Origin of the sequence: Vibrio sp. ZF57 (assembly GCF_001691235.1) — a bacterium.
Taxonomy (GTDB): domain Bacteria; phylum Pseudomonadota; class Gammaproteobacteria; order Enterobacterales; family Vibrionaceae; genus Vibrio; species Vibrio crassostreae_C.
The window spans coordinates 249,096-262,255 of the sequence record NZ_MAKD01000075.1 but is presented as its reverse complement, the minus strand read 5'-3'; the positions used below and the strand labels follow the sequence as shown (position 1 = coordinate 262,255).

Annotated in this window: 14 protein-coding genes; 8 read left to right on the top strand and 6 right to left on the bottom strand. The window is 40.7% G+C overall.

What is annotated here, in order from left to right:
* Positions 1–189: 189 nt before the first annotated feature.
* Together A6D97_RS10695 and A6D97_RS10690 are read right to left on the bottom strand one after the other, a co-directional pair.
* Positions 190–1,443, bottom strand: a complete 1,254-nt coding sequence (locus A6D97_RS10695) for an HD-GYP domain-containing protein (protein WP_065584343.1) — start codon at positions 1,441–1,443, stop codon at positions 190–192.
* An 83-nt stretch (positions 1,444–1,526) separates the two neighbouring features.
* Positions 1,527–1,934 carry a VOC family protein gene (locus A6D97_RS10690; protein ID WP_017058940.1) on the bottom strand — a complete coding sequence of 136 codons (408 nt, stop codon included), beginning with the start codon at positions 1,932–1,934 and terminating at the stop codon, positions 1,527–1,529.
* Between the two features lie 1,045 nt (positions 1,935–2,979).
* Here A6D97_RS10690 and A6D97_RS10685 point away from each other — a divergent pair.
* Both A6D97_RS10685 and A6D97_RS10680 read left to right on the top strand, forming a co-directional pair.
* A complete protein-coding gene (locus A6D97_RS10685; protein WP_065584342.1) occupies positions 2,980–3,981 on the top strand; it encodes a WYL domain-containing protein in 1,002 nt (333 codons plus the stop codon).
* Positions 3,982–4,337: 356 nt separating this feature from the next.
* Positions 4,338–5,816 (top strand): hypothetical protein, encoded by a 1,479-nt coding sequence (locus A6D97_RS10680; RefSeq protein WP_065584341.1) that lies wholly within the window; start codon positions 4,338–4,340, stop codon positions 5,814–5,816.
* A gap of 80 nt (positions 5,817–5,896) precedes the next feature.
* On the opposite strand, the gene A6D97_RS10675 is transcribed toward A6D97_RS10680, so the two are convergent.
* The 4 genes from A6D97_RS10675 to A6D97_RS10660 form a co-directional block, all read right to left on the bottom strand.
* Positions 5,897–6,511, bottom strand: a complete 615-nt coding sequence (locus A6D97_RS10675) for an SLATT domain-containing protein (protein WP_065584340.1) — start codon at positions 6,509–6,511, stop codon at positions 5,897–5,899.
* A 102-nt stretch (positions 6,512–6,613) separates the two neighbouring features.
* On the bottom strand, positions 6,614–7,930 hold the full coding sequence (locus A6D97_RS10670; RefSeq protein ID WP_065584339.1) for a hypothetical protein: 1,317 nt from the start codon (positions 7,928–7,930) through the stop codon (positions 6,614–6,616).
* Complete coding sequence (locus tag A6D97_RS10665; protein ID WP_065584338.1) at positions 7,920–8,969, bottom strand: hypothetical protein; 1,050 nt, start codon at positions 8,967–8,969, stop codon at positions 7,920–7,922. Before A6D97_RS10665 ends, A6D97_RS10670 begins: the two co-directional genes overlap by 11 nt.
* 297 nt (positions 8,970–9,266) lie before the next feature.
* The gene (locus A6D97_RS10660) at positions 9,267–9,455 is read right to left on the bottom strand and encodes an AlpA family transcriptional regulator (RefSeq protein ID WP_065584337.1); all 189 of its coding nucleotides are present in this window, start codon (positions 9,453–9,455) and stop codon (positions 9,267–9,269) included.
* A 455-nt stretch (positions 9,456–9,910) separates the two neighbouring features.
* Between A6D97_RS10660 and radC the strand changes: the two genes are divergently transcribed.
* The 6 genes from radC (at position 9,911) to A6D97_RS10630 (ending at position 13,146) form a co-directional block, all read left to right on the top strand.
* Entirely contained in the window at positions 9,911–10,378 is a 468-nt protein-coding gene (radC, locus tag A6D97_RS10655) for a DNA repair protein RadC (RefSeq protein WP_065584336.1), read from the top strand.
* On the top strand, positions 10,375–10,827 hold the full coding sequence (locus A6D97_RS10650; RefSeq protein ID WP_065584335.1) for a DUF2787 family protein: 453 nt from the start codon (positions 10,375–10,377) through the stop codon (positions 10,825–10,827). The genes radC and A6D97_RS10650 overlap by 4 nt, the downstream gene beginning before the upstream one ends.
* Positions 10,828–10,849: 22 nt before the next feature.
* Positions 10,850–11,293 carry a DUF2787 family protein gene (locus A6D97_RS10645; protein WP_065584334.1) on the top strand — a complete coding sequence of 148 codons (444 nt, stop codon included), beginning with the start codon at positions 10,850–10,852 and terminating at the stop codon, positions 11,291–11,293.
* 127 nt (positions 11,294–11,420) lie between these two features.
* On the top strand, positions 11,421–11,981 hold the full coding sequence (locus A6D97_RS10640; protein WP_050712492.1) for a tyrosine-type recombinase/integrase: 561 nt from the start codon (positions 11,421–11,423) through the stop codon (positions 11,979–11,981).
* Entirely contained in the window at positions 11,978–12,208 is a 231-nt protein-coding gene (locus A6D97_RS10635) for an AlpA family transcriptional regulator (RefSeq protein WP_065584333.1), read from the top strand. Before A6D97_RS10640 ends, A6D97_RS10635 begins: the two co-directional genes overlap by 4 nt.
* A 242-nt stretch (positions 12,209–12,450) precedes the next feature.
* Positions 12,451–13,146 (top strand): sce7726 family protein, encoded by a 696-nt coding sequence (locus A6D97_RS10630; RefSeq protein ID WP_065584332.1) that lies wholly within the window; start codon positions 12,451–12,453, stop codon positions 13,144–13,146.
* The last annotated feature ends 14 nt before the right edge of the window (positions 13,147–13,160 follow it).

The following is a 13,160-nucleotide window of genomic DNA, read 5'->3' as shown; positions in this document are numbered from 1 at the left end:
CTCGCTGAAGCCTTGTGGCGTCTGCCGTGTCAGTGAGGCGGCATTATAGAGATGCAGCTCATATTGGCAAGCAATAAATGCGTTTTTTATTAAAAAAAGAGGTTAAGCGAAGACATTTCAACCAAGGGCTTATTTATACCACTTTCACCCCAAGTTTCGAACAAATTACCCACAACGACCTGTGGATAACTACTCTCCACTATCAAAAAAGTAAGATAAACGAGCCCTAGGGTTTAGATACTCTCGAACTTGTTCAGGTAATTTGCTTGGATGAACGGCATTAACGATTTTGATCTCTTTAATAAAGAGGTCAATGATCGGAGCTTGGGTTCTTGGCACGCTAGGATCATAGATAAGTACATTTGGATAAAGCATATGTTTAGCGTTAACGGATATCACAATCCCAATCGAGTCATTTGAAAGCTGTACTACAGTTCCTGGTGGATAGACTCCCATGAACTTAACTAACAGCCCCAAGTTATCTTGGCTATATAGATGCTTGCAGCTCTTATATAGGTGGGACAGTGCCAAATACGGGATCATTTGTTGAGATTGCGTTTTACCATGGCAAAGGTTATCAAATGCATTAGCCACGGCGACTATCTTGGCAAATTCATCAATCTCATGTTCTTTTAAGCCCTCGGGGTAGCCAGAACCATCATTCATCTCATGATGTTGAGCGATCACCTTTTTAGCACTTTCAGGAAAGTCATCAATTGCCGATACAATATCCGCACCGTATTTAGTATGAAGCTTCAGGTAGTTCTCTTCTGGCACCGTTAGTGCACTCTGCTTTCTTAGTATCGCGACTGGTATTTTGATCTTGCCTACATCGTGAAACAACGCTGCGAATGAGAGGTCTTTCAATTGCTGTGTGTTATAGCCTTTGGCCTTTCCTATCATCAGTGCAACAACCGAAACATTTAGAGTATGAAAGTAAATATCTTCGAAATCTGCTTTAGCATTCATAAGGTGCAAGGTGACGTTATCATCGCTCACTAGAGTTTCAACGATATCATCAACAAGAGCCTTAACCTCCCCTACCGCATCTAAAGGTCTGTTACGGATCTTGGTCATCACAGATCGCATTCGAGCAAGCGAGCGTTCAAACTCTTTCTCGCAATGGCTTACCCTACGGCGGTAAGAGCTAAGGGTTTCGATACGCTCATGCTTTTCTTTCCACATTCTTTCCGTTTCAAGACTTACCTGTGAATCAATATCGACTTCTTGTTCACCTACGTGATTAACAGGTAAAGGTGAGGTATCACTTTGACTCAGGTTTATATAGACGTGCTTAATCCCAAGATGTCGAATTACTTTTACTTGAGCGTCATCTTTGATTTTAAAGCTGTTGAATAAAAATGGGTGTTCATTCCATTTTACGGGGAGTCGTATATGCAGACCGGGCTGAATGCGATCTACGGTAATCTTTATGCTGCCCATTTTTATATATAATATTGATGATTAATCTCTATTTATAATTCTAATAAAACCAAGCAGCAATTTCACTATCCAATTTCACAGGCTCAACTTAAAGAGTCGCAGTGCACCATCCAGCGTATACCGAATTTATCTTCTACTTTGCCAAATCGAGCCCCCCAAAAAGTATCTGCGAGTGGAGTCATTATCCGCCCTCCCTTCTTGAGCTTTTCAAAGATTTGTTCTTGAGTCGCGCTATCTTCAGTCACAAGAGAGAGAGCGAGATTGTTGCCTTCAAGTTCTTTTGCCTTAACACCATCAGACATCATCAACTTCATACCAAACGCTTCGAACTCAGCATGCATAACCCAATCAGGTTGAGCGCCCTCGATTACCTGTGGTGCATCACTAAAAAGCTGCTTAGATAAAACCACACCACCAAAGCACTTGTGATAAAAATCCAACGCTTCATTACAACGACCATCAAAAAACAAGTAAGGGGTTACTGTCAGCATATCTATCTCCTCTGTTAGTCCTTTAAACATAGACAATAGAAAAGAGAATGACAGGTAACATCATGATTTAAGATAATTAATTCATTATCAGATCGAATAGCGAAGGGAAATTATGAGATTTAGGAGTGAAACATCAAGATCTGTCTGATTGAAGAGCAACTGCAACGACACGCCGGATTTCAAATTCACATACGTCCAAAACATAGAAAGGTCGCTATAAAAGCGACCTTTCTATGTTTGGTACCGATAGGCGGACTGATTGGACAGGCATTCTTGCCGCCACCGTGAAGGCAATGCTTCCTATACCCCACAACAAAGCCCCGATTTTCATCTAGGCTTTGTCATTTAAATATGGTGCCGGTAGGTGACTTGACTGGGCTTGCATCCAAGCCGACACGCTGGATTTAAAATTCACAAACGCCCAAAGCGACCTTTCTATGTTTGGTACCGGTAGGCGGACTGATTGGACAGGCATTCCTGCCGCCACCGCGAAGGCAACGCTTCCTATATCCCAGATACAACAAAGCCCCGACTTTCGTCGAGGCTTTGTCATTTAAATATGGTACGGTAGGCGGACTAAAAAAACAAACATATTAAACTGATTTAAAAGGAATTATACAAATCAATATTCATAAAGGGTTACTTAAAGGGTTGCATTAATCAGTTATCATTTAAAGCGACTCAGTTTTTACTCAAGAGCAATTATTTAAATTTCATCAATATAAAATTGTGTTAACCCACTCGCAACTAAAACAATTCTCATTCTCAATGGGGTTGAGTTCGTCAATCTAATATATTTCACACACATATTACTCCTATGTATACACCAACATAGGAGTTCATCATGCCCACCTCGATTATTCAATTAATTTCAATTGTACGCTTTCATCCGACACCAGATGCCCAAGCTACTCATACAATCAACTCACCTTAAAGCCTAGCGTGAAGAGCTTCGTCTCTTGCTATCAACCGAGTGAGAGTGACTTGTTCCAAGATCGTTATACCGTCACCTCTATTTTGATCCGCTTCGCTAAAGGTGCGCATGATGAGTAAATCTACTCATGTGAGCACTCGCCAGCATATGGTGCTAGCGCTTGAGCTATACAAGCGCATACCGTATTGGCATAAAGTCACGGCTTCTGAGCTCAAGGCACAGCTTCAGGAGATAGGCATTGATAGAGATATTCGAACGATTCAACGTAACCTTGATGTGTTACTTGAGTATTTTGATATTGACCGAGATACCCGTGATAAACCTTATGGATACCAGCGAAAGCAAACTAAATCTCTTGTTGGCTCCGGTACTCAAGAAGCACTATTGTTGTGTCTGGTTGAGTCTCACATTCATTTTTTAATCCCGTCCAATGTAACCCATACTTTCCATAGCTTATTTGAAGACGCCATTTACCATTTGAAATCTCTCGGTCAGGAATCGAAAGAATCCCAATGGCTGAGAAAGGTTATATTTCAAAATGCTTACCAACTAAGTGAAAATATCAACCCAGACATTTACTCTACGATCAGTCAAGGGCTCTATCTCAATCGTTGGTTAAGCTTGCACTATTACTCTGAAGGAGGGCAACACAGAAAAGATGTCATGCCATTAGGCCTTTCACAGCAAAGCAATACATTGATATTGGTGTACCGCCAGAAGGGAGATAAAGACACTACTTTTGTTGATGTCAGCCAGATTCACAAAGTCACATTATCAACCTTCACGTTTGCTTACCCACAAGACTTTGACTTGCAGCACTCAGTATCGGGATACACCAATACAGAGCATGAGCGTTATACACTCAAATTCACTATTACTAAACAAGTTGGTGAACATCTCTACCGGACACCACTTTCCAACGATCAACGCATTTCCGAATACGATACGTATCTACACGTTACTGCTACGGTTTCTAATACACCTCCATTAGTCGCGTGGGTAGAAGCACATAAAAACCACCTCACCTTTGTAGAACAACAACCTACACAGCCATCAGCTAAAAGCACACGATTTCAAAGCGCTTCTCTAAATAGCGATAGCGGTCTCACTTAGTGCTACCCCATGCGACATCAGATGCCCAACCTATTGATAACCTGACAACAAACAGGGATGCCACATAGGGTTGCCGTCTTTCTATGTGATCCACTACGACATAGACGGGGAGAGAAGTTCATGACCATTAAAGCGATTCGACCATTACTTAACAAGTACCGTTGCCTAGCTTCATTTAGCTGCGAATATTGCGGAGGTAGCCACAGTTCAACCTGTGACATTTGCGATATGCCTCCATGCCGATGTGCTTGCTAGTACCACACGTTTAATACCCACCATAGCGGTTTACGAAAGTAAGCCGCTTTTGTTTTCTATGCATCCCTGCAAACCAATCTATTAATAAAAAGGAATTTCCTATGAAAAAGACGTTAGTTTCTGCGCTTATTGCTAGTGCAACCCTTGCTGGTTGCGGTGGTGGCTCATCTGAGCCTTCACAACCATCGAACACTACATTGTTATCCGGTCGTGCTATTGATGGCTATATCGTTGGTGCCACTGTTCATTATGATTTTAATTCAAATGGTGTTGTCGATCCTGATGAACCATTGGCTATCACTGAGGCTGGTGGTGTGTTCACTATTGAAGGTGACATCACAGAAGAGCAACAAGCCTGTCTTGAATACGTCCCAGTGATCGTAGATGTGCCTGTCGGAGCTATTGATGAAGACTTAGGGGAAGTGACTCAAGCTTATGTACTTAACCTGCCACCAGCGTTCACGTTGCCTGAAGAGGTAGCGAATGGCTCCGTTAACATTACGCCACTCACCACAATGTTGTGGGAGTCAGCGAAACAGACGGTTGAAAGAGAGCAAGGAGCTACATATAGCTGTGGATTAGTGAAAGACAATGAACCAGTCCGCAATGCCATAAAAGACGCCATGCGTAACGTAGCGGGTGATTTAGTTTGGCATTTCAATATCTCAGAGGAAGAGCTGTGGAGTGATTACATAGCGGATGGTAACAGTGCGGTCTACGATATTGCTGAGCAGCTTATGGCATCCATTCAACTTTCATTTGAAGAGACCTATGAATTGTCGCTTCAGTACCCATATGCACATATCAACGTGGCTCACTACCTTAACGATCCAACGGACTGGCAACGCCAAGATGATGAACAGTTGTGGTACAAATTAATTTCCATACGTCAAGGTAGCTTCTGGTCTGAATCTGTCTATGCGGTAGATGATAACTGGCTACCCGAACGTTTGATTCGAAACTACCTACAAGAAGACAGTGTCACTGATTTTGGTACGGTGGGTTATGTGAATGAATACCGTAACATGAGCTCAGATCCAAGCTTTGACGATTACATTTGCAGTAAGTCAGAAACCTTACTTTCAAAGGTGGCTGACACTGACAACCAATACGGTATGGAGAACAAGTCATCGTTCTACGATCTTAGTGAGCTGGAGTGTAATGAGGTTAGTTTGAGTGATACAGCTGATAGCCAAAACATGACGCTTTCTACTGCGAGAGTGAGTGGTGTATACGATGAAGAAGGGAGCCGCTACAAGTGGAATACGGTGCCAAGCGAGTACGCGCATTGGTTAGGCTTCAGTACTGATGTGGAGAGTATCAACGTTGATGCCTTCAATGCTGATATCGCGGTACTACCACAAGTTTATGGTGTTCAAGATTCTTTAGGAGCTGATTGGTGGGAGCATACGAGACGCTACAAGGAAGGAGAGAACAATGTGTCTGAGCATCGAACTAATACGCCGGCTGAAATGCCCAATGGCGAGATGGCAATGCACTATCGATTTGTTTCCTACCCTAATGGGACGTTCAAGTATGAGTGTAGCAGTGGTGATGGATGGTACGAATGTACTAAGTAGCTATGTTTAAATTGGCGGCATGTCAGGGAGCTCTTGCTCCCTGAACAAATCTCATAAGTGATATGTTCAGGGAGATAGCATTATGGGTTACCGAACCATAACCAGCAAACTACGTACCCTAATATTAAAATTAAGGTGATATAAGAAAGATGGTTTAATATCAATGCCCAAATAACATTGAATTTCATTTTTTTGTTTTCAAACCAACTCATAGGGTAATGTTCTGGCATATCGAGCTTTGCTCGAAGATAATCTGCCCGGAAATCATTTGTTGAGTGAGTCTCATACAGTTTCAATATACGGTTATATTCAATTCGGTATTTTTGGTACTCATTCTCTTCAAACTTTTTATCCAACATAGGATAAATTTCTTGTTTGAGTTCTCCTAACTGAGCTGCACATGAGTACATCTTTTCAGCAAGATTAGAGTAATCATTTTTGTCAATTAGTAGTGAATAAACTAAGACTGAAATAGAAGAAAAAACTTGTATTAATCCAACTAGTTCACTGTTGATGTTGCTTCCAAGTTCGTATGCCTGCATTAATGATATTAAAATTAATGTAAGCGATATCATTACTACTGAGTATGTAGATAGCTTCGAATGCCCTTTGAGGCGTCTTGATGCATGAAAACGAGTTTTAGAAGTAGCATCGATTTTCTTGTATAAGTTATTGTAACTTTGTTCTTTTTTCACAGTTAGAGCTCATTTTTTGCATGCTACTTACCGGAAAACAATTAACTGATTAGTTCTAAAAAGTTAACATCATTGATTGTTTTCCGGCTGATAATCGAGTTCTTACCCTCGGATCTTGTCATACAGTTTGCGAGAAATAGCCTGAATTCGTCTATCATCTCCCTCATTCAAAGCTTGAACTAACTTTAAGACATCTGTGTTTAAGTTTTCGCTCTCAACAAGAAACGTCAAATGATCACGTATTAAGGCTTTGAACTTGTTTTTAGGTTTGTCACTAAATAATTTAGCCAAAATGACTTCGTCACTAGTGAGGACTTTATCAAAGTAGTATCTCCACCTATCTTCTGGAATTTTCAATAATTCTGCTTTAGCTGTAGGGAATGCCGCATTGGAGACACCATAAGAATTACCTAAGTAAACACACAGATAAGCTTGCACACAATCAATGAATGCTGGTGCTGGTATTGAGCTACCCAGTTTTGATAAATTGGCAACTAATGGCGCTTCAGTATAGAAATTATTCATAGAAAAATGAGCATCGAGTAAAGACTTAGCTGCTTTCTTAAAGGTCGATGATCTTAAGTTCTCAGGAACATAATCAAATCCCTTTACTTTAAGAAGAGCGTTTTTTAGCCCTTTTGTTGCGGAAATATCACCCGCCGCAGTGGCGTCTCGATAAGCATTGCCTATTTGCCATTTGTCCTTTTCAGGTATGTGGGTCCAAATTGGTTGAATTAGAACACCCAGATTTCCCACAGCATGTTCTTGAGCCGCACCTTGCTCATTTTTGATACCTGAAAGCAATACCGACACAACCGTTTTTATATAGAACTGAGGCGAATCTAATAGTTGCTCAATCTGAGGGTCAGTTAACGTTAACGTTTCAGAAAAAAGACGATTTCTTAACTCCGAAAACTCTATGGCTATTGATATATCAGTTTCACCCAATACATATTGAACACAAGAATTGACTAGAGCAGAAGCATCGATCTTTGAGAGCTCCTCATTATTTTTTTCAGCTTCATCAGATAAGTAGTGACTTATCATTTCCAAAGCATGCCTTAACTTTAGCGCGCCTGTACTGTTTATTGCCCCAAGCTGCTCTGCAAGGCTAATAGCACTATAGTCATTTAGAACGATATCAATATTACTATATTCATCAATATCGTTATCATTGAGCATCTCTCCGATAAAGCCCATGCCTAAAGTCTTTAAAGTCGACTTTAACTTGACCATTGATCTACGCCATGTGTATTCAGCACCCATGTCGTAAGCTTCATGTTCAAAAGCTCGCGCAATATCTTTTTTTTGTTTTTCATTCAGTCCATTGGCATATAAGACAATTTCTTGAGGTTCTGAGCAACTAGCCGGTATCAATGTACCTGTCGGGCCAGCCCATACGAGTTCTTTACTGGGCATCACTAATACTCCAAATTTTCTCGTTTCCATCTTGTGATTTATAGAAGCAACACTCAAAGCATTCACTGCGCTTCATAATTTCAAAAGCTCTTGTTCTTGCGCCACCTATAAGGCCGTTTTCTTCGTTACCTTGAGGTTTCACAAACACATGATACCCCATGACTTTGCCAGAGGTTGTTAATACAGTCATTCCGTCATGATTAAGCATTGACTCAAGTAAAGAACTGTAAAGTCGATTAGAAGTACATGCCTCTCTAGTTTTTTCTTCTTCAGATGAGCATAATAATTCATACATATCAATGGGTTTTGAGAGATATATACCATCGTTATGTCTCAATTTCAGAGCCGCTATTTTTTCTTCAGTGTCTTTGACAACCCCTATTAAATTGCCATGTCCAACAATTAGAGCTTTGCCAATTAACTTTTCGAAATATGCATTAGATACATCGCGATAGTGTTCATTTACATCTTGTGTAATTGATGAACACAACTTCTCCAGTTCATGTCCATGAGCTGAACCTTTACTATTCAACGTTAGACATATTAGAGCGCTAGCTTCAGAACCTTTAAGTAATACCGTCTTATTACCTACGTTTTGTAGGTAAGCAATGCTGTAGTCATCACCATTTTGACTGAGTTCACCTACGGCTTGAGTTCTAAATGTTGGACTCAGTTCCGATATTTCAGATGAAACCACCCCATAACTAATACGTTCTACGTCAACATTTATATAAATAACCCAGCCGTCTCTAGATAGAGGTGCACATAATTTAAGTGCGTTTGAGAACGCTTCTACCGTTGCAGGTTGGCTATCAATCTCGACATTTTTGCAAAAAGGTAAGGTTTCAAGAACCGATTCAATCTTATCTGTGATGAATATTTCTGGATATAGCTCTTCACCCTCCTCTCGGTATGAAGATGTTGAGTCAATTAAATCCAGAATTCCTTCTCGTAAATATGGATAACTTGGGAAGTTTTCTTGGTATAAAAAGCTTCCTATTAAATCCAGTACATGAGATCTCAGTGACCTCTCTTCCATTGAACAATATCCTCAATTTAGATAGTAATTTTAAAATGCACAGATTAGTTTGCCACATGTTTTCCCGTTGTAGCTGTTCAAGATCTTGATTTGATGATTTATATCAACTTATTGCATAGCTAGCAGCCTAAAAAAGTGATGACTAATTGTAATTAATATCAGAATCACCAACATAAATGTGTGTTGTCACATTTCCCAGAGGCTCTTGGCTTAACTGTTTGTTCTAAAAAATTGCAATCTAACCTAACAAAAAGGGGCATAGAAGGAAGCCATTACAGCCTCCTTCTATATTATGTTTTACTCAGTGCTATCTCGCTCACCAATTCGCTCTAACACCCAGTCTGTCACTTCATCTTCTACCCATGCTACTGAACGACAGCCTAGTGAAACAGCTTTAGGAAACTGCCCTTCGTTCATGTACTTGTAGATGGTAGAACGTGCGAGGCTAGTTAAGGTCATTACTTCTTTTAGTTTGATTAATCTCATGATGAATTCCGGTTAGTTCAACTCATGAGATAACGAGAATGTGCAGTTAATTACTCCACTGCGTAATTCACCACACTCTAACTTTTTTCAGCCACACATTACCTCTCTGAAGCCAGCTAGTCGCAGGCTTCCATTTATGCTCGTTTCTTAAATCAAACTAAGCAGGAGGCTTTTATGCCGTTTGTGTTCATTGCTGGCTTTATCGTTGGCGTAGGCTTGTACCACATCAACAAGGAGTCGAATGGTGAATCCCCACCAACCTACTAAGACAATAATAGAGTTGTTCATCTATGGCGTTGTGAGCGGTTACAATTGGGCTAAACAACAAGATAAACAGCGCCCATAACCTAAAGCGGCTCAACGTAGTTGGGCTGCTTCTATGGGGAAGGATTCCATTATTTTTTAGCCATATATTACTTGGATGCACATACCTTTAACGCACAGAAGGAAAGTACATGCATTCAAGTCATTACACGCCAAGCGAGCCTACAGAGCTTCGTCAAATTCTAGAGACCGCAGCAACTATGCTCGCAGCCAAGTATGCCCGTTCAGGCTCATTCACCAGTCCAGAAAACACTAAGCAATATCTACAGATGAAACTGGCGCATTACGACAGAGAAGTGTTTGCCGTGATGTTTCTTGATAATCAAAACCAGTTGATTGAATACAAAGAGATGTTCTTTGGCACTATCGATGCTGCTAGCGTTTATCCAAGGGAAGTCGTCAAGGAAGGATTAATGCAGAACTCGGCGGCGGTTATCTTTGGTCATAATCATCCATCTGGATTACCTGAGCCATCACAAGCAGATCGTAGAATCACTCAACGTCTCTCTGATGCTTTAGCATTGGTTGATATCCGAGTGTTGGACCATGTCGTCGTTGGTGAGCAATGTGTGTCTTTTGCTGAGCGAGGTTTGCTATGAGCCAAACCACACCGCATCGACTGCTGGTGGAATACCTTAATGCTCTTGTTGAGCAATTAGATGTCCCTACCTTTGCATCACGGATCGCCCTTAGCTTTCGAGTGTCGAGCTACTACCAAGATCGTAGTGGTTTTCATCCTGTCGAGATCCAACTCAATAGATCGACAAACCAATCAGATAACACTCATTGGAGCATCGTCTTTGTCACTAGCTTTGCTTACCCAGATGAGCAAACCGAAAAGCTGGAGGTCGAGCTCTACTTCAATTTTTTACGTGGGTGGTTCTATCAACCGGACATTGAATGTTGCGAACTCCACCAGCCACAAGTAACCAGTCTATATCAAAGCTATGAACGGTCTTTCCTCAAGCAAATTCAACAATGCTCCTTTGAGGGTATCCAAGCAACACTCGTCAATGTCGACACTCCTACTAAATCATCTATCGCATAACCATCAACCAAGGAGGCACACCATGCCAGCCGTAACCAAAATTCAAACGATGCAGTTTCACTCTTGTGTACTGCCTATCTCTACTCGCTTTCACAACGCAATCACTAAGCAGATTCAGGAAGCGAGTCTTGATTACTATTCAGATACCTTAACCATTAACTTTCGTGACACGAGCTATAACGCTGAAGCTGGTGGGTATCATCCAGTAGAAATCATGATCCGCAATGAAGGTGATAAGTGGCGACTCTGTTACATCACCGACTTTGCCTATTCTGGAGGTGTCTATCCAGAGCTAACCATCGAGCTTGATTTCAATATTGAGAGCAACATATTCAGGCAGATGTTTTTAACACCTTGCGCTCTAGCACATCGAGAAGTGAAATCTTTCTATCGAACTTGGGAAGGTAACTTTTTGGAATATCTATCTGATGGTGTGTTTGACCAAATCAAAGTCACCAAGAGCTGAAAAGCATCCAAGTTCCCATTTTAGCAATTTGGGAACTTGCCATCCCTTATGGAACAAGGCTTTTCGTTTCTGGCTTGCTTTGAAGTTCCTCTAATCATCATTTTCATCGAAAAAAGGAAGCTGCGTTATGGCAGAAGTTCAAGCGGTGAAAAACCGCGACACTATCCAGCTCATCAGCCACTTATTAGAAATACGGCATAGTAAGCAAATGTCAGACATCTGGAATGTCGGTATCAATCTCGCTTTGAGAATTTCTGATTTACTGGCGATTAAGTTCAGTGACATCGAAGAAGATCGTTTAACCATCCGTGAATCTAAAACGGGCAAAGTAGCCCAGATTGCATTAAACCCAAGAAGCTTAGAAATCATCCTCCGCATTAAAAAGGAGAATCCACACCACATCTATCTATTTCAGTCCTATCGAAATCAGCAAGCGATAAACAAAGCTGCCAGCCCATTGAGTCGTCGAGCGGTTAGCCAGGCGTTCTCATCGATTGGTGAAGAGATTAGTTTTCCACTTGGGACTCACTCAATGCGAAAGACCAGAGGCTACCACCTCTACAAAAGCACCAAAGATATTGCACGGGTGATGCGGATGCTTCGCCATAGTTCAGAAGGTGTAACGCTACGGTACATTGGCGTGACACAAGATGATATTGATAATGACTTTAGGGAGTTAGTGTTATGAATACAAAAGAGACTATAACGACAACACCACCAGCTTACCGCTTGATGCTATTGCATGAAGTGCTAATGATTACTGGATTAGCTCGTTCAACGATCTACAAATGGATGAGCGATGGATGTTTTCCCAGAGCAGTAAAACTCAACTCTCGATCAGTTCGCTGGATTGAGAATGAAGTTCAAGAATGGATTGCACGTAAGTTTCAACGCCGTGATTACACTGTGGCGTAAGTATGGAGCCTACGTTTATGCAGAGATTGGGGTTGCCTCTTTTTTCATCTACATTATTAGTTTTCTCATAGATAGGGCGCATTTGCCCTTTTACTTACAAAACAACCTTAACTAGGTATAACCCATAATGAGTAAAGCGCAAGGCATAACCAAACTCGAACAATTATTGAGGTTACAGAAAAAAAATAGCTTTGTGGTATAATGTCAGTATATAAACAAACAACACAGTAACCATGAGTACAATGAGATTAGAAATTGACATTAAATCATTCACTTTAAATTATTTGCTTGATAAACAAATGGTTAGCTCTGAAGATTTGGTTATTAACGAATTTACGTATGGCTCATTTTCAAGGCGTATTGACTTAGCTTTCATCAAGAATAATGAAATTTATGGCATTGAAATTAAAAGCGAATTTGATTCTTTAAATCGTCTTGATGGCCAAGTTAAAGAGTACCTAAAGGTATTCGATAAAGTTATCGTGGTTGTGGCAACAAAACACTTGGAGCATGCCTTAACGCATTTACCAGAATCAGTAGCTTTATGGGAATTCAATGAAAAAGGGCTGAAGGTCGTACGTCGTGGTAAAAAAGTAAAAATAAGAGAAAAGTCTACTTTCATAGATATTATGAGAGTCACTGATTTAATAAAAGTTTCTAATGGCTTTGGCTTAAATTATGAAACAAAGAACAGACACGAGCTATCAAAGGTAGTGTCTAATCTACCCATAACTAAGCTTAGAGAGGCTGCATTTAAGGCACTTTTCCGCCGTTACTCTGGTGCGGTAACTCTGTTTTTCAATAATGTGCAGCATCGTAAGGTCGAAAATAGTGATTTAACAACTTTATCTCTTAACAAGAAAGAGTCCACATGCCGAGATTTGCCAGATATTCTTAAAGACCTAAACGAAAACTTATTTGAATTGTCTTTGAGTTAGTTCTCTTTGGATCT